Consider the following 26204-nt stretch of genomic DNA (forward strand, 5'->3'; position numbering starts at 1 on the left):
ACTCATTAACCATTAAAAAAGGGTCTTTTTCAGGAACTGCTCCAGTCTGAAAGTGTTGTCTGGTCGTATGGCATGACCTCTGATGTCATCCTTATTGCAAGGCCGTTTTTATCTGCGTAGCCTTTAAGGCACTGAGTAGTCTCTTTCCATGTTATAACCGGAACCTTGCATTCAAATCCCCTCAAGAAGTGGTATATCACAGGATCTTCTGTTGTACTGTCCGGGTGTTCACCATATATCAGTGCATGCTTGTGCCCTGTAAAAAGCTCTATTAATGCTGATTCCTGCTTTGGTCCGGGAAGGCTGAGATTGTCCTTTGTTGAATACTGGACTATCGGGCTTGGCACCGAGTTTTCCCTGTCAAGCTTGAAAAAAATTTTTCCGCCCTTTTTTCCGGCAATAAGCGGGCACTCTGAAAAAGCATCCTCATCTGCAAGTAAAATGTGGCTGTCGCTGTCTATATCAACGCATGCTACAGTATACCCGTCGTCTGTCGGGTAATTCATATCAAGAGAGATGCTTATTTTTGTATAGTCGAGTTTACCTGTATTTGGTTTTTCCCAGAAATCCCGTATTTTGTTAATCCTCTCCGGTGAGGGTACGTGAAAAGAGTCCCTTACCGTTTTACCGAAGGACCGCCTGTCATAAAGCTTCAAAAGTTCCCTTTCGCCAGGGGGATTTTTGCCGTAGACTCCTTTTCTTGATATTATGCCAAGTGGTGCCTTTGATTTTGGCCTGCATGGAACTGCTATAAGGCCGTTTTTTTTGCACCAGAAAACGACTTCCCCGGCATTTTTGGGAGTGTAAGGCTGATATTTACAGGCAGTCATCCGGTGTTGTACTGAGTGGAGCTAATAATTTATAAAACCGGGCGTTCAAAAAGCAGGTTTTTCAGTAAATCAGGTAAAAAAGTAAAAAAATATTATGCGAGATAGTCAGCAGGCTCAGGTATCTGTTCCTTTAGGCCTTTACGCTTCCTAATCTCTTTTACGACGTCCTTGAGCATTCCTGCCGGAACTATATCAAAGCCTGCAAACTCAGTGGACCACATTGCACGGCCTTCCGTTGCAGAACGCACGTCTCCCGCAAAACCAAATAGCTGTGCAACAGGCGCTTTTCCAACAACTGTTATGGTGTCCCCCTCTGACCTCATATCTGAAACCTGGCCGCGGCGACCCTGGATCATTCCGGTTGCACTGCCCATGTGCTCCTGGGGGACGGTTATCTGGAGGTACTGCATAGGCTCAAGCAGTGAGTCTCCGGCAAGGAGGATACCTGCCTTAACAGCGCTTCTTACAGCCGGAATCACCTGAGCAGGACCACGGTGGATTGCATCCTCGTGTAGCTTTACATCGACAAGCTTTATCTTGACGTTCTGGACCTGTTCGTCTGCAAGAGGTCCTCCTGCAAGGGCTTCACGCCAGCCTTCAAGAACAAGCTCCATGGTCTCGTTGAGGTACTGAATACCCTTTGTCATATCGAAGAACATATTTGTCCCCTCGATTGCGGTAAGGTTCTTTGCCTCGTCCTTGTCAAAACCTGCTTCAGTCAGGGCGTCACGTCTTTCAAGTGCCGGAAGGTCCATCGAGATTTTTCCGTCCTTGATAAGTTTTACGACGTTTTCCGGAACAGGCTCAAGCTCGATGTAGAACCTGTTGTGGCGGTTCGGGGACTTTCCTTCGACAGGCCCTGCAGTACCGGTTATAGTCTCACGGTATACCACGATAGGCGGTGAAGTTACGATATCGACCTTCTTGTCACGTACTATACGGCCGGTTATAACCTCAAGGTGAAGTTCTCCCATACCGGAGATCAGGTGTTCCCCTGTCTCTTCGTTGATTGTGACCTTAACAGTCGGGTCCTCCTTTGCTACCTGACGCAGGACCGTGATAAGCTTAGGGAGATCTTTCATGTTCTTTGCTTCTACCGCGACTGTCATTACAGGCTCCGAGTAGTGCTGGAGGGATTCAAACGGAGTCATATCCATTATGCTTGTGACCGTTGAACCGACGATTGCGTCTTTAAGGCCTGTTACAGCTGCAATGTTTCCTGCAGGAAGCTCCTCCACTTCAATCCTTTCGGCACCCATGAAGATACCTACCTGGGTTATACGGTTTGCCTTCTGCCCAGAACCTATGATGTAGCACTCTGTTCCGCGTCTGAGTGTTCCGGAGAAGAGACGGCCTGTTGCGACTTCACCGGCATGCTGGTCGAACGAGATGTCTGTTACCATCAGGCATACAGGTCCGTTCGGGTTGCATGAAAGCATGGATTTACCCTCATTTGTGTTTGGGTCACCGTGATGCCAGATAATAGGAACACGGCGTTTCTGGGATTCAAGCGGGTCAGGAAGGTGACGCACGACCATGTCCAGAACGACCTGGCACAGCGGGCTTTTCTTTGCGAGCCATTTCATATCGTTGGCTTTACACTTCTCATAGACATCTTTGAACGAAACTCCGCTCTTCTTCATGAAAGGAACGGATATAGCCCAGTTATATAATGCCGACCCGAATGCAACCGTTCCTTCGGCTGCGTCAAGTTTCCACCCGTTTTTATAGGCCTCTTCGCTCATTCCCTTGATGAGTTTGTTGACTTTGTCTATTACTTTTCCAAGGCGTATCTGCATCTCCATTTCATCAACTTTAAGTTCGTTGATTAAACGGTCTACCTTGTTTACGAAAAGTACAGGTTTTACACCCTCTTTCAATGCCTGTCGGAGAACAGTCTCAGTCTGCGGCATTGTCCCTTCTACAGCGTCGACAAGGACCACAGCACCATCAACTGCACGCATTGCACGTGTAACGTCACCACCGAAGTCGACGTGGCCCGGCGTGTCAATCATGTTGATAAGGTATTCGTCGCCTTCGTATTCGTGTACCATTGATACGTTCGACGCATCTATGGTTATTCCACGTGCCTGTTCTTCTTCATCCGAATCCATCCAGCAGGCTTTTCCTGCAATCTCCTCGCTGATCATCCCCGCACCTGCGAGAAGGTTGTCAGAGAGGGTAGTCTTCCCGTGGTCTATGTGAGCTACTATACCGATGTTCCTGATATGTTCAGGCTTTCCCATCAGTTCTGTAACTCTTTCTACCATCTGTTTTCGTTTGGTCATCCTAAAACACCAAAAAAAGTATTGCTAAAAAAATTTAACGTGCAGACTTGGCTACACGTTCACGCTCTTCCTTCTTTGCCACAGCAAAACTGCGTGTATCCCCTGCGGCAGCGGCGATAAGTTCGTCTGCAAGGGCTGCTGATGCTGATTTTTTCTTCTTGTGGCTTGCCTGGCTTACGCCTTTTGCAATGAAGTAAAGAGCAGTATCTATACGACGCTGCGGTGCAGTATCCACTGACTTCGGGACATTTATACCACCGTACTTCAGACGGACGGTCTCTTCCCTTGGCCCGGAGTTTGCAATTGCATCTATAAGCACTTCAACAGGGTTCTTTTTTGTCTTTTTGTTTATTATATCAAAAGCTTCTTCCACAATACGTGAAGTAAGCTCTTTTTTGCCCGTGTTGTGCTCTGTCTGCATGAGTCTGTTAATCAGGCGCTCTACAATGAGCATTTCAGACTTTGAAAACTGCTGCTTCTGTTTTCTTCCGCAAGAGTGCGGCACTATAAGAGAGTTGACACTGACATACCTGACAAGACCCGGGTCATTTACCTTTACTTCAGAGATGTCCCACTTGTTGAAGAGAAGATTAGTGCTCTTTTCTTCGATTGGGGCAGTCTCATTTTCCTGTGCGATTTCTTCTGCGCTCATAAAGATTACCTGCGTGGTTTCTCCTTTCTGCCAAGTACCATTTCGCGAAGGCATACGTTGTTTACAGCCGTGACCTGGTAACGGACACCAGGAATATCACCCTTCGAACGGCCCAGACGTCCGCCGATTCCCTCAATTGTGACTTCATCGTGCTCGTCTATGAAGTTGATTGCACCGTCTCCTACTGCAAATGCGCTTACCTGACGACCGTTTTTAATGAGCTGTACACGGACGCACTTACGAATAGCCGAGTTAGGCTGTTTTGCTTCCACACCAATCTTTTCAAGGACAATCCCGCGGCCCTGAGGTGCGCCCTCAAGCGGGTCTGACTTTATGTCAAGACCAAGGGCTTTCCTTGAATAGTTTACATCGCGCCATCTGTTGTTTTTAGAGTCGCGCTTACACTTTCTTGCTGCAAATTTACCGTTTCCCAATTGAACACCTCAATCAGATGGAAAAAATCCATTAATTCTGCCTCTTGATGATGCGCGAATTTCGCGCGAAATTGATATGATATGGCTACAGAGTAATTCCATCAAATTTTAAGAGAAGCGAGGCGAATTCATCCAAAATTCACGGAAAACAGGTAGATACCAACCCGCTGTCCTCACCGCCGCTGCCAATCTATATCAGACTTCTCCCTAAATTTAGGTCCTGAATAGTATTAAAGATATTAGCTCCTGCCTGAAGGACAGATCCGCGGAGGCCCGGAGGGAATCAGGAAAAAACTTTCATTCCATCCCCTATTGAAGAAACAACCGTTTATATGTGCCTGATAAGGATACAAGCATTTATATTGCACTTTAAAAGTTCTTTAAATAGAAACTTTTCTGCGAAACATGCTATTTTTGTCCTTCTCCATGCATTTATTCTGTTTTTTTAAACATTTTATGCACCTGATGGTGCGCGAGGTGGTATGCAGAAACTTTTTATTTATATTATTTTCAGGTAAGGATGCTTTTTATTTCAATAAATTCAGGGTATTCTGAAAATAAAACCTGTAATATATATGTCCTGGCAAAGCGCATTTTTGTGGTACAGGCCCGGGAATATTAAAAAAGGACTGGTTGAGAATTAATATCTGAAAATAATTACTCATCTTTTATTATTTCTGCTCTTTTTATCTCTGTGGCAGTAGTATCCGTTGTTCTGGTTTTGTTTGTATCTGAAAGCGAGTTTTCGGCAGAAGTCATTTATTCCGTCTCTTTTGTAATTATGCAGGTCGCTTTTTTCTGCGTTGTCACGTATTTCATATTGCGTATGAGGGAGTGGCTGAGCTGTCTTATGTAAGCCGGAATCAAACACAGCCATGAACTTGAGGAAATGAGAAAAGATCTTGAATTAATAAAAAAGGGTCTTGAAAGAATTGATTCAGAGACTGAAATAAATAACCGGTGACCGGGGCAGGGAGCTCAGGAATAAAAAAAAGGTCCTGCAACTAAAGTTTTACTTTCATTCAAAACAAAGTAATTACACTAGATTAAACTCTTTGCGTCTGCCGGATAATTGACCTTGTTTTCAGGAGTCTTTGGTCCGTGGAAAATTGCAGTTGGGTTTTCAGGTGTCTGTGATATAAAATGAGTGTCCGGATTTATAAGGAAGCATATTTTGAGGCAAGCCACAGGCTTCTTCATTACAATGGAAAGTGTTTCCGCCTTCATGGTCACCAGTGGAGGGCGGAGTTCTGGGTTGAAGGAGATACAACGGCCGATTCGAATATCCTCGTAGATTACAATATGATAAAGGAGGTCGTGGGCCGCTATGATCACCAGGTCATACTCAACACAGAAGACCCTATGGTAGAATGCCTCTCAAAATTTCAGGAGGTCGTTACGACCGATGGAGACCCTACAAGTGAGCTTATGGCCGAAAGAATGGCAAAGGAAGTGGAAGAAGAGTGCAGTAAACTCGGAATAGCTGCAAGGGTTACTAAATGCCGCATCTGGGAGTCGACTTCCTGTTTTGCCGAGTGGACTCCTTGAAAATATAATCTATTCCCGGAAAGTTATCCAAAAATGAAAGTCGTTGAAATTTTCAAAAGCCTCCAGGGGGAGGGTCCTGACCAGGGTATTGTAACTACATTCATACGCCTTGGCGGGTGTAACCTCCACTGCAGGTGGTGCGACACTTCTTATTCACATACTGCCGGCTCTGAAATGGGTGCTTCTGAAATCCTTGAGAAAGTAAGGGAGTTTGGCGCACCGCATGTATGTGTCACAGGAGGAGAGCCTCTCCTGTCTGTAAATGATCTCCTGCCCCTTCTGAAAAGTCTTTATGATGAAGGTTTCATTATTGAAATCGAGACGAACGGCACTATAAATCCTGCTTTGTGCAGGGAGTATGCAACTATATGCATGGACATTAAATGTCCTTCGTCAGGTGAGAAAAGTGATCTTTCCCTCCTGAAATATCTCGGCTTTGACGACTCGGTCAAATTTGTGGTCGCGGACATAAACGACTGCGAGTACGCACGCGGCGTAATTGAAAACAAAGAATTTATCGCCAAAATCTTCATATCTCCTGTATGGGGATGTGATTATGGGATTATTGCAGATTATGTAATAGAACACCGGTTGCCTGTAAAATTTCAGGTGCAGCTTCACAAGGTAATAGGAGTAAAATGAAATGAAAGCAGTTTGTCTTATGTCGGGCGGGATGGATTCGTCTACTCTTGCCTACTTTGCAAAGGACATGGGCTATGATATACTGGCCCTTCATACAAGATATGGACAGAGAACAGAGGAAAAAGAGCTTGAATGTGCAAAAAAGATTGCCAAATCCCTCAATGCACCTGAGTTTATGGAAATATCCCTCTCATACCTGACAAAATTCGGCGGGAGTTCTTTAACTGACAATTCAATGACCGTATTTGACCACAGTGACGAAACTGACGAGAAAAAGATACCTAATACGTATGTCCCATTCAGAAATTCGAATCTTCTCTCGATAGCGACAAGCTACGCCGAGTCAAGGGGTGCAGAGGCTATATTTATAGGTGTCCAGGCGTCTGACTACGCGGGGTATCCCGACTGCCGGCCTGAATTCGTAGAAGCTTTCCAGAAGGTTATCGATTTGGGGACTTCCGATGAAACCCACATTAAGCTTATGACACCCTTTGTAAACCTTAACAAGACCGAAATCCTCAAAATAGGCATGAAGCTCGGCGTCCCGTATAAAGACACGTGGTCGTGCTACAAGAGCAATTTCCCCGCATGTGGAAAGTGTGACTCCTGCTATTACAGGCTGAAGGCCTTCGAGGAAATCGGCGTCGAAGACCCGATAGAATATATGAAATAAGCTGTTGACCATTTTTATAGCTGTAGCAGATTTTGGTGCTGGTTGAATATGAAAAAGATTGACGACATATATAGCGGCAAGAGGCTTAAGGTTGAACGTGTGGAGGTAGAACTTCCCGGAGGAGTCTCGCTTGAGAGAATCGTCGTAAAGCCCGGGGGTGCCGTTGCCATACTCCCTACGGATGATGAATACTGTTACCTGATAAAGCAGTACAGGTATCCGATTGATAAGTATATCTACGAGGCGCCGGCAGGCACGATGGAGGAGAATGAGAAGCCCGGTGAGACTGCATGCCGTGAGCTCATAGAAGAGACCGGTCTTAAGGCGGAAGAGTTCATCCCGAAAGGCTACATTTATACGACTCCGGGTTTTACGAACGAGACCGTATTCCTGTATGAAGCCCACAATTTCACGCCTTCCGATGAATTCAGGAAAGATGAGGACGAGGTTATTGAGGTTGTAAAAGTCAGCAGGTCTGAAGTCTTTGAGATGATAAAGGACGAAAGAATTGTCGACGCAAAAACCATCTGCCTTGCCTTCAAATGTCTCGGGATGAATGCGGAATGAAAAAAGTAATTCCCTTTCTGGTGGTTTTCGGAGTTTTTGCTGTATTTGTTCTCTGTGCAGGGTGCACTTCACCCGAAACGAAGGCAGTGCCGGCAAACAACACATTTTCTTATTCGGTGTCTGGCGCCGGCGTTTTGAACGTTGAAAAAGTTGATTACTCGTATTCCCTGGGAAATGTCACGAATGCCGGTGAAAACGGTTCGGTTAAAGTGTCTGAAATCCTGATGAAGGGTGATGATTCAACTGGCGTGTACGCACTCCTTGCAGAGCCGAAAGACCCTGTTGCAGGAATTGTCTTTGCCCCCGGGGCAGGAGTAAGTGCCGACTCGCATCTTAACCGCTCCATAGCCTATGCGGAATCGGGAATTGCGTTTATGGTTGTGGATGTCCGCGGAAACGGCGGGAAAACCACTGGATATCCTCTTAATTTACAGAAAGACCTGGACGTCATTTCCGGTGGAGGAATTCCCCAGAATTACCTGATAGTGTTCGATATGATTGCCGCAAAGGACTATCTTAAGGAGATTTACGGTGAGGGCTTCCCTGTCTATGCAATGGGTTCCTCAAACGGCGGAAGGTATGCGGCGGTTGCAGCAGGGTCGGACAAAAGTTTCTCAGGGTATTTCGGTGTATCAACTTCCGGGTACGACTATGACGAAGGCGTAAACGGGGATGAGGTTGACAGGTTCATAAACAGCATAAACCCGTACACATACATAGGAAACATGACTCCTGAGCCTGTTGTAATATTTCATGCACCAAACGACAACATAATCGACTTTGAGTACGGCTATGAACTTTATGAAAATGCATCAGAACCGAAGACGTTTGTCTCGTTCAACGGTACGCACGGTATAAACGGAGAGGTTGACAGTTATATAGAAGCACTCCTTTCAAATTATACTAAGGCTTAATGCTATACAGGTCGAATTGTAGTAAAGTTTCCTTACGGGATAAAGGATGAGAGGATTAATTTAATGGAAGACGAAGTTGAGCTTGACAGCGCAAGAAAGCGATACGAATTCAAAAAAACTCTGGAAAAACTCGGCGAAAAGGAAGGCAGCGGCACAGAGCTTATTTCAATATACATACCACCGGACAAGCAGATATACGATGTAACCGCACAGCTTCGTGATGAGTATGGGCAGTGTGCAAATATTAAAAGCAAGCAGACGAGGACGAACGTCCAGAGCGCAATCTCATCCATCCTTTCACGACTGAAATATTACGATCACCCACCTAAAAACGGAATGGCTCTCTTCTGCGGAAGTGTAAAACTCGGGGGAGACCGGACATCGATGGACTGTACGATAATCGAGCCGCCCGAACCTGTATCTCTTTATATGTACAGGTGCTCTTCGAATTTCGAACTTGAGCCTTTAGAGCAGATGCTCGTCGAAAAGGAGGTCTACGGACTTATAGTGATTGACCGAAGGGAAGCCTACATCGGTTTTCTGCGTGGAAACCGAATCGAGCCTATGTCAGGCGTCACTTCGACCGTCCCCGGAAAACAGAGAAAGGGTGGTCAGTCCGCAATGCGTTTCCAGAGGTTGCGTCTGATTGCGATAAACGAGTTCTACAAGAAAGTTGCAGACCGTGCAAATGATATATTCCTTGCAGAGCCTGATTTCTTTGAGAGGTTCAGGGGTGTTCTTATCGGTGGGCCGACGCCTACAAAAGACGAGTTCTACGAGGGCGCATACCTTCATCACGAACTCCAGAAGCGGGTCATAGGACTTTTCGACGTCTCCTATACGAACGAAAGCGGCCTTGCCGAGCTTGTCGACAATGCAAGCGACGCTCTCAGGGGTGTCGAAGTGATGAAGGAAAAGGTCATAATGGACAGGTTCTTCAAGGAGCTTGTAAAAGACGACGGTCTTTCATCATACGGAGAGGAGAGTGTCAGGAAAAACCTGGAACTGAGTGCAGTAGATACGCTTCTTTTATCAAGCGTACTTAGAGAGTCGAGGATAAAAATTCAGTGCCAGAACTGCGACTATTCGCGTGAAGAAACGGTAAATGTCTTACCTGGCAAAAAAATGTCAGAACTTGACCTTGGAATATGCCCAAAATGCTCGGCTCCGCTGTATATCTCGGAAGAGACCGACATAATTGATGAACTCGCGGCGCTTGCGGATGCCGGAAACACCAGTGTGATGATAATCTCCGATGACTTTGAGGAAGGTGCCATGCTTTACAACGCTTTCGGAGGCATTGCCGCAATTCTTAGGTACAGGACAGGCTATTAAGTTTAAATAACAAATATCTCCAAATTTAATGATTGTTTTTGGAAAATTCAGGTGAATAGTGGTTATGTTTTTTGAGACATACAAGAAGGTTGAGGACGCGTTAAAAAAAGTGTCCGGTGAGGATGACGTCCTTTTGACGGACGGCGGCGACCATGCCGATCTTGCCTCTACCGTAGCGTTTTCCCTTGCCAAAAAAAGGAAGGAAAATCCTGCAAAGATTGCAGTAGATTTGTGTAAAAAGCTTGAAGAAGAGCTTTCTTCGTCGGGTGTTGAGGTATCATCAAAAGGGCCTTACATCAATTTTATATTCGGCGGTTCTTATCTGTCGGATACAATAAAAGATGCGTTAAAACCGGGATATGGGCAGCTCCCTGACAAAAATGTACGCGTATGTATAGAGCATACAAGTGCCAACCCGAACGGACCTCTCCATGTCGGACACATCAGAAATTCTGTTATAGGGGATACTCTTTCAAGAGTTTACAGGAAGGCCGGATACAAAGTTGACGTTCAGTACTATGTGAACGATATGGGCCGTCAGATCGCAATCGTTTCATGGGGCTTTGATAATATTCATCTCGAAAGAAAGGAAGGTGAGAAGGGGGACAGGTACGTTGCGGATGTCTACGTTGAGGCCAACAAAAGAATGAAGGACGACCCTTCGATAAAGGACGAAATAGACAAAAGAATGGCCCTTGTCGAAAAGGGTGATCCAAAGACCGTGAAGGAGTTCAGAAGTGCCGTAAAGCTGTGCCTTGACGGGATGAAGGAGACTCTGCACTCTCTCAATGCGCCACACGACCGTTTTGTGCATGAAAGCGATTTCGTGAGAAACGGGCTGATGGTAAATGTCCTTCACAGAATCGATGTCCTCCCACAGGCAAAACATGACGGAACGCTTTCTCTTGACCTTTCTGAGTTCGGTTTCGAGAAGGAATACGTCCTGAGGCGTTCAGACGGAACGTCTGTATACGCTGCACGTGACCTTGCGTATCACGAGTGGAAGGGTGAGAACAGTGACAGGGTGATAGATGTCCTCGGTGCTGACCACAAACTGATAGGAAGGCAGCTCCAGGCGACCCTGAAACTTCTTGGAGACAAAGCTCCTGAAATCGTTTTCTTCGAGTTTGTGTCACTTCCTGAAGGTTCGATGAGTACACGTGCTGGCAAGTTCATATCCGCAGACGACCTGATAGAAGAGGTCACAAAACGTGCCTACGAAGAGGTGAATACGAGAAGACCTGACCTTCCTGAGGAAGAGAAGAATGCAATTGCAAAGTCTGTTGCAACCGGAGCGGTAAGGTATGACGTCATCCGTGTCTCCCAGGAGAAATCTACAGTGTTTAACTGGAAGGAGGCTCTTGACTTTGAAAAGCAGAGTGCCCCGTACATCCAGTATGCCCATGCACGTGCCTGCTCAATTCTTGATAAGGCAGGTGAGTTTGAGGAAATCTTTGATGCAGAGAGCGAACAGGAAATAGCGCTTGTAAAAAAGATTGCACTGTTCCCTAAGGTTATCGATGATATTTCAAAGGACCTGCGCCCGCATGTCCTGGCTATATATGCACGTGACCTTGCAGACCTTTTCAATACTTTCTACAGGTATAACCCTGTCCTGAAAGAGGAGGGAAAACTCCGGAATTCAAGGCTTACCATTGTGAAAGCCACCAGGAACACCCTCTGTGAAGCCTTAACAACTCTAGGAATAGATGCAGTCAGAAGCATGTAAGTCCCTTGAAAAACAGGGATACCAGTTTTTTTCAAAGAAGTCCTCGGCAGCTCTTAAGCCGTGCATGTGGAACAAAAGGGCACTTACTGGCGGGGACATGTGCTATAAGCACAAATTTTACGGAATTTCAAGTCACCGCTGTGTCCAGATGACGCCGACACTCAAATGCAACCATAGGTGCCTTTTCTGCTGGCGCTCTATGGAGTGCGAGGTGAAAGAAGAAGAGGAATGCCCGCCTGAACTGATAATTTCGAGGATGCATGCCCTCCAGAAAAAATCTCTTGCAGGCTACAACTGGATTCTGGATTCAAGCACAGCAACGGAGAAACTGTGGAACGAGGCGCTTAATCCGGATATGATTGCAATATCCCTGTCCGGTGAGCCGACTCTCTACTCAAGGCTCCCTGAACTTATAGAGATGCTGAAAGAGAAGGGCAACACAACATTTCTGGTCTCAAACGGCACTAAACCTGATATGCTTTCAAAGTGCCGTCCTTACCAGACATACGTCTCTCTGGATGCACCAGACAGAAAGACTTACCTTTCGCTTTGTAACCCTGACGAGGACTACTGGGATGATATAAAAAAGAGCCTTCTTCTCTTGAAAGACAGGCGCTCTGCAATAAGGACGACGGTTGTTAAGGGATTCAACGATTTCGGTGCCGAAGACTATGCCGACATGTACGAGATGTCAGGCGCAGACTTCATAGAGGTTAAGGGATATATGTTTGTCGGACACAGCAGGTGGAGACTAAAGCAGGAGAATATGCCGCAGCATAGTTATGTACGTGATTTCGCTTTGGAAATCTCAAAATACTGTGGTTATGAAATAATTGATGAAAGCCCTGTATCAAGGGTTGTATGTATGAAGCGGCGAGAGATATGAGATTTGACGGAGAATTGTTCAGGAAGCTGGCCAAATCGGACTTTGATGAGGCCTGGCACAAGGGTGCGGAAATTCAGGAGGTAGTCCCTCTTTTAAAAAAGTACCCGAGAAACATCTACAGAACGGCGAAGAAGCATCCTGTTGCGGAGACTATTCAGAGGCTTCGCGAGGCCTATCTTCTGATGGGATTTGACGAGGCCCGTGTCCCTCTTTTCATAGACGAGGCTGACGTCTATAAGCAGTTCGGGCCTGAGGCGTCTGCGGTTTTGGACAGGGTGTTCTACCTCGGGGGTCTTCCGCGGCCTAACGTAGGCATAGGAAAAAAACAGGTCTCCGAGATTGAAAAAATAACAGGCCTAAAGCTTGACCCTGAGACCGAGGAGAACCTGAGAAAGACGCTTCACGGCTACAAGAAGTCCGAGATTGACGGAGACGAGCTTACTCATGAAATTGCCAGAGTTATGGGGACTGATGACGGTCTTGTCGTAAAAATTATGGACGAGGTGTTCCCTGAGTTCAGGGAACTTGCCCCCGAATCCTCCAGAACCACGCTCCGTTCGCATATGACCTCCGGGTGGTTTATAACTCTTGGTGAAGTCTGGGACAAGGTGCCGCTTCCGATAAAGCAGTTCTCAGTTGACCGCTGTTTCCGCCGCGAACAGGAGGAAGGGCCTACACGCCTTATGGCGTATCATTCAGCGTCATGCATCATTGCAGGCGATGATGCGAACGTGGAGAACGGAAAGGCCGTTGCCGCAGGACTTTTGTCGGCGTTCGGCTTCACGGACTTTGAGTTCAGGCCTGACGACAAGAGGTCGAAATACTATATTCCCGATACGCAGACGGAAGTCTATGCAAAACACCCGAAGCATGGCTGGGTTGAGGTCGCAACTTTCGGGATGTACTCTCCGCATTCACTTGCGGCATATGGCGTCGAGGTTCCTGTAATGAACCTCGGTCTCGGTGTCGAACGCCTTGCAATGATAGAATACGGCGCAGACGACATGAGGGCGATGACTTATCCGCAGTTCTTCCCCAAGGACTACTCAGACCTTGACATAGCCCGTGCAGTGTCCCTAAAGGAGTCTCCGAAGACGCTGAAAGGTGCCGAAATCGCTGAAGCGGTCGCAAAAACTGCACGTGAAAATGCAACTGCCCCGGGCCCCTGCGAATTTCTGGCCTGCGATGTTGATTTCGATTTTGGGTGTAGAGTTAAAGTTTACGTCTATGAAGACGAGGAGAACTCAAAGCTTCTTGGCCCTGCCGCTTTAAACGATGTTTTTGTTGCGGACGGGAGAATTCTTGGTCTTCCTGATACGCCGAATTACAAAAAACAGCGTGAAAAGGGAGTAAACGCACAGGTTTCATTCATAGATGCGGCGGCAAACCTTGCGGCGGCGAAGATAGAGGAGGCAGTATTCTACTGCGAAAACGGAAGCACAGAGTTCAAAATGATAAAAGTGCCGTCCGAAATAAACCTTAAAATCGAGCCGTGGGCAATGAGATACATAACCGACAACAGCAAAAAGATAGATGTAAGAGGCCCGGTGTTTACGGCAGTCAGGTGGGAGATTGAGCAGTCCGAATGCGAATGCGGCTGTGATGACTGCAACTGCAGTGAGGAGTGAAGATACCTTCAGGGTGACTTCTTCTTTCTATAATATTCAATATTTTATCGTAACCGGCCGCGGAAAAATGCCTTTTCATATTTTTACAGAGCAGTATTTATCTTTGATTTGTTTTCCGTTGAAATACTGGCGGGAAAATCTGAATTAGGGGGACGGTTTATTTGGACAAACTCAGACCGGTCATATTCTCGGCAGGCCGTGCAACCGATATACCTGCGTTTTACCCTGACTGGATTATTGAAAGGCTCAAAGAAGGGTACCTTATAAAGGTGAACCCGTTCAACGGAAAACCATACAGGGTAAGTTTTGAAAATACAAGGTTTATAGTGTTCTGGACGAAAAACCCTGGGCCAATCCTTAAAAATCTTTCATATTTCGATAAAACAAACATCGGATACTATTTTCAGTATACTTTGAACGACTATGACCGCGAAGGTTATGAAAAAAATGTCCCTTCTCTTGACAAAAGAGTAAAAACATTCAAAAAGCTTTCTGAAATCTCGGGGAGTGACAGGGTTGTCTGGAGGTTCGACCCTTTGATTCTCTCGGATACTATAACCATTGACACTCTTCTTGAACGCACTGAGTATATAGGCGATGAAATTTTTGGTTATACTCACAGAATGGTGTTCAGCTTTATCGATATGTACAGAAGTGTAGAACTGAACCTGAAAAAACAGGGAATTGCAGGAGTGCGTGAGTTTGAAGAGTCGGAAATGGAAGAGTTTTCAGAGAAACTATCCGCTTTAAACCGCAGGTGGAATTATTCAATATCAGCCTGTGCCGAAAAAAAAGACTTATCAAAATACGGAATAAAAAGAAGCAGGTGCATTGACCCGGAATTAATTGACAGAATATGCCATACTCCGGAAATGCATGATTATCTTATGAAAAACAGCGGGAAAGACAGGGGTCAGCGGCCCATGTGCGGCTGTATTCCTTCAGTTGATGCAGGCCAGTATAACACGTGCGTTCACTTGTGTTCATACTGTTATGCAAACAGAAACCCTCTCCTTGCAATGGAAAATTACAGGCAGTACCTCAAAAATCCGCATAAAGAATCGCTTTCTTAAATAATTACTGTCGTTAAGCTGTAGAAAAAAAGTTTAATTGCATATTTTTGAATAGTTGCCTGTGGGATATTACTCTCTTCTGCCTGATGGTTATAGCAGTTTTGTGGAAATATGTCCTTTATCAGGGGCAGTTTTTCTGAAAAATATTTCAAAATCGTGCCTTTAATAGCAATAACCTGGTAAATATTTTTTTATATATACTAATATAAAGAAATTTTTTCCATAATTTCTGTGTTTTAAGATATATTTATCAATTTTATATAATTATTAATAATCCTTATTAATTGAATAACGAAAAATAATATTGACAGAACAAATTCTGTCTCTTGATCACAAGTCAGATATCCTGATTTTTAATCAGGGGGGTATTTGACCAAAAACCAGAAATTACAATTAATCTGCCACTGTGGCGGTGGCAGATTATAAGTTTGTAAGTCTTTTCTTTTATATTATATAAGGAATCCTGTAAACTCCGTCAGCAAATGCTGCATATATGCTTCACCATGGTGAAAACTCTTTTTGAAATTTATTCGGATTAACCTTGAAAAACATATAAAATCCTTTTTTATTGAAAAATTATCCATTATCGTATTTCTTTAAAAACTATATCTTTCGGGGCAGTATCGAAATGCAAATCGGCATCTCAATGCCTAAAAGTAACAAAAAGTAGTAAACTGTGGCTGTTGGATTAACTATATGTAGTACAGAAGCGCACCATCAAATCGTTGATAGGAGGGGTGTAACCTATGTCAATTTACCAAAAGATGATAGACGAAGCAATGGGGGCTCAACGTGCTGATGTCTCCATTCTAGGGGAAAAGAGGGGTACTGACTTTAAAGTCGGTGACGGAAAACCGTATGTTGATGCGGTTAACAAAATGACGGTCGGAGAGGGGCAGTCAAAGGCTGTAATCGACCTTCATGTAAATTCTGTGAATGCACATTTCACTACACTTACTTCTCTTACAGATTATGTACGGCCTGAAGACGACCCATTTGTAGAGCATTATCAGACACCTGTAATTCTTGAAATACTCTATGACGAGGACAAGTCCTTCAAAAAGAGCGTTGACAGGTTTGTCGAGCAGATAGGAAAGTCCGAAGCTCTTATCGGACGTGAATCCGCACGCAGGTATGCAGGCTTCTACGGGCCTACATGTGTTGTGGACTTTGCCCTGATTCCAGGGAGTACAAGCAATGTTGTAAACAGGATTCTTTCGAAGACCGACATTCCTGCGGACCACAAAAAAGCTATTCTTGCGGCAAAATCCTGGGGGATGAACACATCATACGGTGTCGGTGATGTCTTTGCCCATGACGTTGAAAAGGGTGAAACTCTGGCAAAATCCGTAGACGATGAAATAGCCGAGCTTAAGCATATTTACGAGAACCCTGTTGCAGCCCAGGCTGACCTTATGGATTCCGCAGGCCAGAGTTCGTTTGATGTCAGAAAGTACATGGCAGGGTACAGGAAAAAAATGGAGCCTTACGTAAAGGCTGCAATTGACGACGGCGTACACTATGCAAACATAGTGACTGTTCCTGCGTATTGTGTGGGAGATATTGCGCATCATATTGCACAGTCGACATACAACATGTGCAAAGATGACATGGTTATGGCGATAATTGAGGCCGTAACCGGTGTCATGGAGAACACTTTACGCCAGAATGTCTCGAAGTTCAAGAGTGTCTATCAGGTCCTCTCGGTTGCGACGGGATCAACGGCAGCTGCTGCAGAGTACCTGCTTGAGCTTGACGGTTTCAACGGTCCTTCTGTTGTGGAATTTTTGACGAGAAGGTATCACAACTACGTCCAGCTCTACCCGACAAGAGGTGCAGCGGCAGAGCTTCACAACTGCGACTTCATGGATATGGTATACCGCGGCTGGAACATCATGGACCGTGCAAGAAAGGCTAAAAACGGGTCGGGCAGTCCGATGAAGCCGAACGTTTCCGGACTTCCGGTTGACCTTACACCGATACAGGAAAATGATGTCATACAAAACCCGCAGCGCTACGTGTACCCGGCATGTGCAATAACCGTGAGGTTTGCTGCGATGATGAGCCTTGCGGACTACCCGTGCCTTCTGACATCCGAGCCTGTAACAGCAACCATGATGACAAATGTGATTGCACTTGACAAGAAGACTGCAGCAGCGCCTGTACGTGCATGCAAGAACTGCGCCTCAGCCTCATGCGTGGACTTCCGTCACGAATACTGCCAGTACAGGGAAGCTGTCTGAAAATTCAGGTTTTCAGGGGGTTTTGCAGGTGAAATGCTATATTTGTGCTGAAGAAGGAAAAGATACGGATGCGGTTGCAATTTGTATCGTATGCGGAATGGGCCTGTGCATGAAGCATGCAATCCGTGAAGAGCAGGACGTCTGGGAAGGGGGCTACCCCTTCCCTTCGACGAAGGTATCAAAGACTCTTCCGAGGATTCTTTGCCCGTACTGTCATGACGCCATCAAAAGGAGGTGACTTATGACAGCTTCGCTGGGCAAAAGGTTTACTGCCGAAGCAATAGGCACAATGTTTCTTGTGTACTTTGGAGCGGGAGCTGCATCCATAACTCTTATGATCACAAGCGGGGAGGATACTCCAAATCCGTTCAATGTAGGTATCGGGCTTCTTGGTGGTCTCGGTGACTGGCTTGCAATAGGTCTTGCTTTCGGTATCGCCATAATGGCCGCCATTTATGCATTCGGAAGAATTTCAGGTGCCCACATAAATCCTGCCGTGACCATTGCGTTATGGGCTGTAAAAAAATTCCCTGCAAAGGATACGGTAGTGTACCTGGTAGCGCAGTTTCTGGGTGCATTTCTGGGAAGCATTCTCTTTGCACTGTCTGCAAGCGAGGCTTCGGTCTTTGTCGGCGGTCTTGGCGCCACAACTCCTTTTTACGGGATAAGCGTTTATTCAGCCTTTCTTGCAGAGATTATAGGGACCTTTGTGCTGATGTCTGTAATTATGGGAGTTACCAGAGATGACAAGATAACTCCTGCCGCTTCAGGTGTGATAATCGGCCTTACTGTTGCAGGGATAATAACTACCCTTGGAAATGTGTCTGGAGCATCATTGAATCCCGCACGTTCATTCGGACCAATGGTTGCGGATTTACTGCTCGGAGGTCCCAATGTTCTGTCGGTCTACTGGATATATGTTGCAGGGCCTGTAATCGGTGCTGTCGCAGCCGCATTCCTGTATCTCTGGATTACAAGAGAGGAGGCATGATAACAGAGTATGGAAGAAGAATATAATAATATGGAAAAAATATATTAATTTTTTTAATGCTCCTTTAAAACTAGGTTTTTGCAGTATGAGACCTGAAAATATGTCCTCATTTTACTGTTTTTATCTGACAATTACTGATTTTAAAATTTTGTGGAAAAAACTTATTCATTAGGGCAGTACATTATTCACTAAGGTGCCTTTTTTGGAATGGTGAAAGTACTTCTTGTCGATGATGACCCGTCGCTTCTTGAAATCGGCAAAATATTTATCGAAAAAAACGGTGATTTTTCCGTTGATACAGCGTTGTCCGCAAAAGACGCTCTTGAAAAGCTTTCAGCCGGAAATTATCTGTCATATGATGCGGTCGTATCCGACTATGAAATGCCGTCAAAGAACGGAGTAGACCTTCTGCGTGATATAAGAAGCGTAGGAAGTGAAATTCCGTTTTTGATTTTTACCGGAAAGGGAAGGGAGGAAATAGTTATTGAGGCCCTGGAATCGGGGGTTGATTATTATGTCCAGAAAGGGGGAGCTCCGGGTCCGCAGTTTGCGGAACTGACCTCAAAAATAAAAAAAGCTGTTGAAAAAAAGAAATCCGATGAGGATCATTTTCTTGACAGCCAGCGCCTGGAGGCCGTAAACAGAATTCTTGGAATGAAGGACTTTACGTTTGAAGATATTGTGCGCAATACTGTATCAGAGTCCGTGAGGCTTACAAAAAGTTCTTTCGGGTATGTCGTAATTTTTGACGGTTCAGACCATCCTAAGAATATATTCTGCAATAAGGATGGGGATATTTCAAAAACAACTGTTTTGTCCTGCAATGAATGCTGCAAAGAGGGTAACACAGGATTTTTTGATAAACTTATAAGTTTTGGGTCATGCATGACCGTAAATGAGGCAGCGGATAGGGATGAAATTATTCTTCCTCTTTGCAGTGTGGGTTTTTCTTCAGTATTAAGGTATATGGGGATACCTCTCTATGAAGATAAAAAAACCGTGATTTTTGTATGTGTTGCAAATAAAAGTGCTCCATATGATGACTCCGATAGAAGACAGCTTTACCTGCTCTTAAACAGTATGTGGGCTGTTGCGGTCAGAAAGAAAACAGAGGAAGAGCTTATTGAAGCAAACAAAAAACTGGCCGATGCAAATGATATGTTAAAGAAAAGCCAGAAAAAACTATCTGAAAGCGAGGAAAGCCTGTCTCTTGCAATAGATGGTGCCGGGCTTGGAATATGGGATTCAGATATAGCGACAAGAAGGCAGGTGGTCAATGACAACTGGGCCGAAATGATTGGATACACCAGAGGCGAAGTCGACAATGTGCTGAATTTCTGGCGTGACAACGTCCACCCGGCTGACCTGCCCGCTGCCCTCAAATGCATTGATGACTACTCAAAAGGCCTGAGGGATAACTACAACGTTGAATTCAGGCTGCGTTGCAAAGACGGACGGTGGAAATGGATTGCGAGTACTGGAAAAATTTCCGCAAGAGGACCGGACAACAGGCCTTTGAGAATATCCGGTATACACAGGGATATAACTTACATTGTGAGAAGTGAAAAAAATCTTTCTGCAGCGAGAAAAAAACTGAAGATGCTTCTTGATATCATCAGGCGTGATGTAATGAATCAGGCTCTTTTGATATCTGAAAATTCAAAGCTCTTAAATTCTGCTTTTTCGCAGAACCCGGAGATGCAGGGGTACATATCTTCAATATCATGTTCGGCATCTGCTATAGAAAATCATCTGAAATTTGCATTTGAATATCTGGACGAAAGCCTGAATGAACCAGTCTGGCAGAATGCCTGTGACATGGTAGAAAGAATTGCAGAAGAGAAAAAATGTATTCCGGTAAAATGTGAAGAGAATGTATCACGCCTGAATCTGCTTGTCGGGCCGCTTCTTTTTATCGTTTTCAGCAGTATTTTTGAAGACTCCTGCAAAAATTCAGAAAATGCTACGGCAATTCACCTGGATTTTGAGGAATATGAAGGTTTTGGAAAACTAATCGTCAGTGAAAGCGGCGCCGTTATTCCTGATGATGAAAAAGAATTGATATTTAATAAAGGGTTCGATAAAAAAGAAGATTTCAGGCTATATTTTGCCCGCGAAATACTTTCTGCCTGCAGTATTGAAATCCGTGAAACCGGTGAGAACAAAAAAGGTGCAAAATTTGAAATAATTATCCCGGACGATCTATATTACATTGAACGCAACTGACAATATGTGAACGGATTTTTGGTCAGGTATTGTTTTACCTCAGACGGATATCCATGAATTATAGTCTGCGTGAGATCTCAAGCGGTGTGTGGCATTTTACGGATATAAGCATAATCCTTACAATACTGGTTTTTCTGGCGGCTATAGGGCTTTTCGCATCCGAAAAGATAAGAACGGACGCAATAGCCATAATTGTTCTTCTTATTCTGGCGGTTGCCGGGATTGTCACTCCTTCTGAGGCGTTTTCAGGCTTTGCAAGCGAGGCCGTAGTTGCGGTAATCTCGGTGATGATAATATCGTATGGTATTACAAAAACCGGCGTTATGGTGCGCATAAGCAAAATAATCCTGAATTTTGCCGGGAAAGAAGAGAAGAAAGTTGTTGCGACGGTCTCTCTTTTTGAAGGGCTTATATCTTCGGTTCTGCAGAACATCGGTGCCGCGGCACTCTTTCTTCCCGCACTTATGCGCATCTCAAAAATTGCCGGGATACCATCGAAAAAACTTCTTCTTCCAATAGGTTATGCTGCAATTACGGGCGGAACGATTACGATGATTGGGTCTGCGACTCTTATCATCGTAAACGACTATCTCGTTGCAGGAGGGTATGCACCATATTCCCTGTTTGACGTGACCCCTGTAGGAATAGCTCTTTTGATTGCGGGTATCGCTTATTTTTATTTTTTCGGAGATTACGTGCTTCCCAAAGGAAAAGACCCTGAAGGGACCGAACAGAAGGAGATAGCCGATTCATGGCATATTGTTTCGACAATATTTTACCTTCGGGTTGTAGGTACAAGCAGCCTTATCGGACTTACCCGTGGTGATGCGAGGCTGACAGAAGAATTTAATCTTCATCTTATTGCATTGTCAGAAAAAAGTGAAGTGCTGTATGCACCATGGATAAACACGAGGTTTGTAGACGGCCAGATCCTGGCTGTTCTGGGAAAGCGTGAAGATGCTGAAAGGTTTTCTGAAAAATTTGGTCTTCCTTTTGTCTCAGGGGGTATTTTGTCTGAATCTATGAGCAATGATATAGTTGGCTTTGCCGAGATAATTGTCAGGCCAAGGAGCAGCGCCATTGATAAAAGCATCCAGGAAATAAACTTCCGGAAAATCTACAGTATCGAACCTTTGATTCTCCTGAGCGGCCCTGATGAGGAGCATGTTGAGTTTTCCGAAAGACCGCTTAAAGCCGGGGATACGATTGTTGTGCACGGAAGATGGAGCAGAATTAAGACACTTTCGCATGGGCACGATTTTCTGGTTGCGACACAGATAGAAGGTGAAACTTACCGTGAGACCAAGGTTAAGACAGCCGTTGCATGTTTTTTCCTTTCCATTGCCCTGAATTTTGCAGGTCTTTCCATTGCACTCTCTTTTCTTGCGGGAGCATTTGCAATGGTTGTTTTCGGTGTTATCTCTCTTGACGAAGCGTACCGTGCCGTAGAATGGAGAATAATTGTCCTGATTGGGGGTATTATGCCGCTTGGTTATGCAATGTCAAACAGTGGTGCAGCACAGTTAATTTCGGAGAATTTAATCGGAATTTTTGACGGTCAGCTTGTTCTGATGCTTTTTGCCGCCGGAATTATCATGACGGTTTTTTCCCTTTCAATGTCTAATATTGCAGCTACTGTAGTCCTTATTCCCCTGTTCATATCAATTGCAGAGGCATCCGGCAACAGTCCCGGACCCATTGCTCTTCTTGGAGGAATATGCGCCTCGAATTCATTCATTCTCCCTACTCACCAGGTGAATGCTCTTATAAAAACACCCGGAGGGTATAGAAATTCTGATTATGTGAAGGCAGGTCTTGGAATGACTCTTGTTTTTCTTGTGATATCAACGGTCCTTGTATACGTAATATTCTGCCAGGTATAAGAAAAATCCTTACTGCCCTTTAGGGGCAGGCAGTATGATTTTTGAAAAGAAGTTTTTATACAGCAAAGGTCACATGAATTTACTTATTGCGTGAAAAGAGATAATTTGTGAAGTCTGAAATTAAAATCCGGATGGAAACTGTCAGTTACAGACCAAATTCGGAAATATCAAGAATAATTCCTTTGATATCCGTATTTTTGGCTTCATTCATTATATCTTCGTTATCAGGGTCAGCCTCCCTGAAAAATGCGAGAGTTTCCCTGAAAATGTCCCTGCATCTTTCGCATCCGCAGAATTCCAGGACCATTTCTCCCCTGAATAAAAGGCTATAGGCAAACATTTTGTCCGTAAATCCCATTTTTTCAAGAGTGCATGGTGAAATTTTTTCAGGCTCATGTTCCTTATTTTCGCCTGCTTTTTCTGTTTCAGTATGAATATGTGCGACTTCAGAACTTGTCTCAACGTAAAACGGCTGTCCGCAGTTCCAGCACCTGTCCATGTAAGGAGTACTCCTTTTGCCGCACTTGGAGCATATCTGATATTCGGGAAGCTCTTCCATATTAGTAATATCAACTTAAAATATAGTTTAAGTTGCGGTTTTATAACAGTCAGGTCCGGTATTTTTTATGCGCAAAATTGCACTGGTAATACACCGATTTATTATGTCTTGAAATCTGTTTTAGGGATTTTAAGCTCAAATTCAGTTCCTTTGCCGGGGATTCCTGTCTCCTTTATCTCAATTCCTGTTATTGACAGTATTTCTTTTACAAGATATAGACCGAAACCCTGGTTGCTCCCGTATCCTGCCCTGAATATCAGCTCTTTTTTCTCGTCGGGAATGCCTGACCCGTTATCAGAGTATATAATTCTGAAATGGTCCTCCCTTTCGCGGTATGATACATTAATTTCTGTAACCCTGCCGGCGTGCATCAGGGTATTTCCTATAAGATTGCAGAATACCTTTTCGAGCATGGGGTCTGCGTAGATTTCAACTCCCGAAAGACTGGTGGTTACATTTACAGACGGCGGAACATTCTGGCTTGTTACGCACCTTTCAATAAGCTGCTCTATGTTCTGCCACTTAGGGGGTTTTCCACCCATGTCCTGATAGTCTTTGCTGAATTCAATCTGCTTCTGGATTGTTTTGACGGAGTTCTGTGCTTTTTCTATAAACACCGAAGAATCATTTATGTTCCCCTCTTCGCAGGCAAACTCCATGTTTGCAAGTGCGACCATAACCTGATTTAAAATATCATGCCTTGTTATCGAAGACAGAAGGCTCAGTTTTTTGGAGGCTATGGCAAGGGCATTGTCATTTTTCTTTCTAAGAGTTATATCCCTTATAATTGTCTGTGCAACATCCGTATTACTGTCAATTATGACTGAACGGATATCAACATCGATTACCGTGTTGTCATGGCATACAAATCTGCTTTCATAACAACAGCTCCCTTTTTTTTTCAGGAGACTGGTGTATTCTTCGTGTTTTGGCCATTCCGGGTGTAAAAAAAGGTCTGATACGTTAATCTGCCTGAGTTCTTCAAGCGGATAGCCTGTCATGGTGCAGGCCCTGTTGTTTGCATCATATATTTTTCCTTTTGCTGAAGATATGAAAATTGCATCCGTTGACTGCTGAAAGAGCTTTTTGTATCTTTCCTCGTTTATCCTGAGAACATTTTCCGCCTCTATCTTCTCAGAGATGTCTATCAGAGACAGAAGGGTTATGTAAAGTTCATTTATTGTGTGCACTGACGCGAGAGTGTAGTATATCTGTCCGTTTTTATTAAGAATCCGGGCTTCGATTTTTTCGTTTTTTATTTCGGGGTCCAACGGGCCTGCACGGCTTGCTTTAATAATTCTGTCAACGAAAAATCCCGTTTCAAAAATGTCGGTCCAGATTTTTCTTTTAAGCTCTTTTTTGCTGTACCCCGTAATATTTTCAAAGTCAGCATTACAGTGTATTACTTTGCCGTTTTTGTCTATAATTGCAGTGGCAGCCCCGGAGTTGTCAAGCAGACGCTGGTATTTGAGGCTGTCCTCCCTGTATGACTGGGCGATAACCGATGATATCCCTGCAATTCCAATAAAAACAACTGAATTAAACAGGTTTTCGGATATTATGAGGGTATTTCCGTCTGTCAGAACGGTCGTTATGAAAATATACAGCATTACAATCAAAAGAGAAAAACTTACTCCTTTTTTTGGGTAGCACAGAGATGCGATGACTATCGGTATGTAAAACAGATTCAGGTAAATTATGTTGATATCGTTTATTATGCAGAAAACTGCGGCAGCCAGCGCTGCAAATGAAGTGAAAGCAATTATCAGAGGATAATATTTTGTAATCTTTTTATTATTCGGAAGATATCCCTGTTCCATCCGGCACCGCTTAAATAAAAAAGTTGAATTTGATCTTTTATAGTTCTAATATTAATCAACCGTGACAGAGAAAAATCTGTCTGTTGCAGTGAATGAACCTTTCTGCCCGGAAATATATCCTCATGCATCCCTGAAATCAGAGATTCTGCTTTGATATCCGTCTTTTTCAAAGGTTATATATGGCATGGCTCTTTTTTTTGGAATGTTCAGTTTTGAAAGGTCATTTGGGTTAAGAGTTTTATGTTTTCTTTCACCGCATATTTTAAGCGCCTTTTTTCTTCCTATTCCGGGAATCCGCATAAGTTCATATAGTCCTGCTGTGTTTATATCAGTCCTTCCCTTTGTTTCTGCGAGTTTTATTTTTGGATCGATATTTTCAAGAAGGTCGTTGTCATCCAGAACCTGATAAAATTCATCCGGGCTGAAATTGTATTTCCGTATAAGGTAATCGGTCTGGTACAGTCTGTTTGCTCTCCACTGCCGGGTATTTTCCTTCAGTTCAAGAGGTGTGTTTTTCTGCGCCCTGAACGGAGAAAAATAGACTCTTGCAGGTTTTACTTTTCTGTAAAGACCCTTTATACATTCGATAATTTCCTTGTCGCTTTCATCCGCCGCACCGACAACAACCTGTGTTGTGTGCCTGCCGGGTGCTTCTGATGCAATCCAGTCAAGCCTCTTTGAAATGTCGCATGTATAGTCCTTGACGCATGATATCTCTGACATATGCGATTTGGATGTGGTTTCAATATTCAGGCTGATTCTTGTCGCGATGTCAGCCGCTGCCCTGATATCCGTCCGTGATGCACCAGGTAGAATTTTCAGGTGGATATACCCCCCAAATCCGCCTTTTCTTATTCTTTCACCTGTTTCAATTATGTCATGCATAATAGAGTCCGTGTCTCCGAGAATGCCTGAACTTACAAAAATCCCGTCGTATACATTATCCCTGTTCTGTTTGAGAAAATATTCCGCAAGGTCTTTTGGTGAAACAGACGCAGGATTTTTATTCTTGCAGACCCTGCAGTAGGCGCAGTCATAAGCACACCCTCCGTGAATCAGCGTTTTTAAGATTCTGCATTTGTTGGATTTGGAACTGTGATCTGTTTCAAGACTGTTTTTGGATATGCTTTCTGCGAGGCGTTCGTAACCGTCTTCTGTCTCATCAAAAACAGCATCCCTTTTCAGCTGCAGAAAAGATGACAGAAATTCAGACATAATTTCCTGTCTTGAGTTAATCGGTATTTAAAAAACTGCGTGCAGTGTGAAACTGTTATGTCACTCCC

23 protein-coding genes are annotated in these 26204 nt (G+C 44.4%); 16 read left to right on the forward strand and 7 right to left on the reverse strand.

Annotated elements, in window-relative coordinates; genetic code table 11:
* Window positions 1–29 precede the first annotated feature (29 nt).
* The 4 genes from J2128_RS08835 to J2128_RS08850 form a co-directional block, all read right to left on the reverse strand.
* Window positions 30–830: a hypothetical protein gene (locus J2128_RS08835; protein WP_209690756.1), complete on the reverse strand. Its 801-nt coding sequence runs from the start codon at window positions 828–830 to the stop codon at window positions 30–32.
* Window positions 831–922: 92 nt separating this feature from the next.
* A complete protein-coding gene (locus tag J2128_RS08840; protein WP_209690757.1) occupies window positions 923–3118 on the reverse strand; it encodes an elongation factor EF-2 in 2196 nt (731 codons plus the stop codon).
* 34 nt (window positions 3119–3152) lie between these two features.
* On the reverse strand, window positions 3153–3770 hold the full coding sequence (locus J2128_RS08845) for a 30S ribosomal protein S7 (protein WP_209690758.1): 618 nt from the start codon (window positions 3768–3770) through the stop codon (window positions 3153–3155).
* 5 nt (window positions 3771–3775) lie between these two features.
* Window positions 3776–4204, reverse strand: coding sequence for a 30S ribosomal protein S12 (locus J2128_RS08850; RefSeq protein ID WP_209690759.1), 429 nt, complete (start codon window positions 4202–4204; stop codon window positions 3776–3778).
* A 694-nt stretch (window positions 4205–4898) separates the two neighbouring features.
* Between J2128_RS08850 and J2128_RS08855 the strand changes: the two genes are divergently transcribed.
* The 16 genes from J2128_RS08855 (at window position 4899) to J2128_RS08930 (ending at window position 22542) form a co-directional block, all read left to right on the forward strand.
* A complete protein-coding gene (locus J2128_RS08855; protein WP_209690760.1) occupies window positions 4899–5060 on the forward strand; it encodes a hypothetical protein in 162 nt (53 codons plus the stop codon).
* 287 nt (window positions 5061–5347) lie between these two features.
* Window positions 5348–5752: a 6-carboxytetrahydropterin synthase gene (locus tag J2128_RS08860; RefSeq protein WP_209690761.1), complete on the forward strand. Its 405-nt coding sequence runs from the start codon at window positions 5348–5350 to the stop codon at window positions 5750–5752.
* 33 nt (window positions 5753–5785) lie between these two features.
* Entirely contained in the window at window positions 5786–6394 is a 609-nt protein-coding gene (locus J2128_RS08865) for a radical SAM protein (RefSeq protein ID WP_209690762.1), read from the forward strand.
* A gap of 1 nt (window position 6395) precedes the next feature.
* The gene (gene queC / locus J2128_RS08870; protein WP_209690763.1) at window positions 6396–7067 is read left to right on the forward strand and encodes a 7-cyano-7-deazaguanine synthase QueC; all 672 of its coding nucleotides are present in this window, start codon (window positions 6396–6398) and stop codon (window positions 7065–7067) included.
* A gap of 48 nt (window positions 7068–7115) precedes the next feature.
* Window positions 7116–7634: an NUDIX hydrolase gene (locus tag J2128_RS08875; RefSeq protein WP_209690764.1), complete on the forward strand. Its 519-nt coding sequence runs from the start codon at window positions 7116–7118 to the stop codon at window positions 7632–7634.
* Entirely contained in the window at window positions 7631–8548 is a 918-nt protein-coding gene (locus J2128_RS08880; RefSeq protein ID WP_209690765.1) for a S9 family peptidase, read from the forward strand. The genes J2128_RS08875 and J2128_RS08880 overlap by 4 nt, the downstream gene beginning before the upstream one ends.
* A 63-nt stretch (window positions 8549–8611) precedes the next feature.
* Entirely contained in the window at window positions 8612–9883 is a 1272-nt protein-coding gene (prf1, locus tag J2128_RS08885) for a peptide chain release factor aRF-1 (RefSeq protein ID WP_209690766.1), read from the forward strand.
* A 64-nt stretch (window positions 9884–9947) separates the two neighbouring features.
* On the forward strand, window positions 9948–11612 hold the full coding sequence (gene argS, locus J2128_RS08890; RefSeq protein WP_209690767.1) for an arginine--tRNA ligase: 1665 nt from the start codon (window positions 9948–9950) through the stop codon (window positions 11610–11612).
* A complete protein-coding gene (gene twy1, locus J2128_RS08895) occupies window positions 11593–12498 on the forward strand; it encodes a 4-demethylwyosine synthase TYW1 (protein ID WP_209690768.1) in 906 nt (301 codons plus the stop codon). Before argS ends, twy1 begins: the two co-directional genes overlap by 20 nt.
* Window positions 12495–14126 (forward strand): O-phosphoserine--tRNA ligase, encoded by a 1632-nt coding sequence (sepS, locus tag J2128_RS08900; protein ID WP_209690769.1) that lies wholly within the window; start codon window positions 12495–12497, stop codon window positions 14124–14126. Before twy1 ends, sepS begins: the two co-directional genes overlap by 4 nt.
* A gap of 161 nt (window positions 14127–14287) precedes the next feature.
* Window positions 14288–15199 carry a DUF1848 domain-containing protein gene (locus J2128_RS08905; protein ID WP_209690770.1) on the forward strand — a complete coding sequence of 304 codons (912 nt, stop codon included), beginning with the start codon at window positions 14288–14290 and terminating at the stop codon, window positions 15197–15199.
* Window positions 15200–15945: 746 nt separating this feature from the next.
* Window positions 15946–17442 carry a DUF2193 domain-containing protein gene (locus J2128_RS08910; RefSeq protein ID WP_209690771.1) on the forward strand — a complete coding sequence of 499 codons (1497 nt, stop codon included), beginning with the start codon at window positions 15946–15948 and terminating at the stop codon, window positions 17440–17442.
* A 28-nt stretch (window positions 17443–17470) separates the two neighbouring features.
* Window positions 17471–17680, forward strand: coding sequence for a DUF2180 family protein (locus J2128_RS08915; RefSeq protein ID WP_209690772.1), 210 nt, complete (start codon window positions 17471–17473; stop codon window positions 17678–17680).
* A 3-nt stretch (window positions 17681–17683) separates the two neighbouring features.
* Window positions 17684–18433 (forward strand): MIP/aquaporin family protein, encoded by a 750-nt coding sequence (locus J2128_RS08920; RefSeq protein ID WP_209690773.1) that lies wholly within the window; start codon window positions 17684–17686, stop codon window positions 18431–18433.
* A 207-nt stretch (window positions 18434–18640) separates the two neighbouring features.
* On the forward strand, window positions 18641–20659 hold the full coding sequence (locus J2128_RS08925; protein WP_209690774.1) for a PAS domain-containing protein: 2019 nt from the start codon (window positions 18641–18643) through the stop codon (window positions 20657–20659).
* Between the two features lie 53 nt (window positions 20660–20712).
* Complete coding sequence (locus J2128_RS08930; RefSeq protein ID WP_209690775.1) at window positions 20713–22542, forward strand: SLC13 family permease; 1830 nt, start codon at window positions 20713–20715, stop codon at window positions 22540–22542.
* Between the two features lie 145 nt (window positions 22543–22687).
* On the opposite strand, the gene J2128_RS08935 is transcribed toward J2128_RS08930, so the two are convergent.
* The 3 genes from J2128_RS08935 to J2128_RS08945 form a co-directional block, all read right to left on the reverse strand.
* Window positions 22688–23101: a hypothetical protein gene (locus J2128_RS08935; protein ID WP_209690776.1), complete on the reverse strand. Its 414-nt coding sequence runs from the start codon at window positions 23099–23101 to the stop codon at window positions 22688–22690.
* 101 nt (window positions 23102–23202) lie between these two features.
* The gene (locus tag J2128_RS08940) at window positions 23203–24921 is read right to left on the reverse strand and encodes a PAS domain S-box protein (RefSeq protein ID WP_209690777.1); all 1719 of its coding nucleotides are present in this window, start codon (window positions 24919–24921) and stop codon (window positions 23203–23205) included.
* Between the two features lie 120 nt (window positions 24922–25041).
* Window positions 25042–26136: a radical SAM protein gene (locus J2128_RS08945; RefSeq protein WP_209690778.1), complete on the reverse strand. Its 1095-nt coding sequence runs from the start codon at window positions 26134–26136 to the stop codon at window positions 25042–25044.
* Window positions 26137–26204: the final 68 nt, after the last annotated feature.

The organism is Methanomicrobium sp. W14 (assembly GCF_017875315.1).
GTDB lineage: Archaea > Halobacteriota > Methanomicrobia > Methanomicrobiales > Methanomicrobiaceae > Methanomicrobium.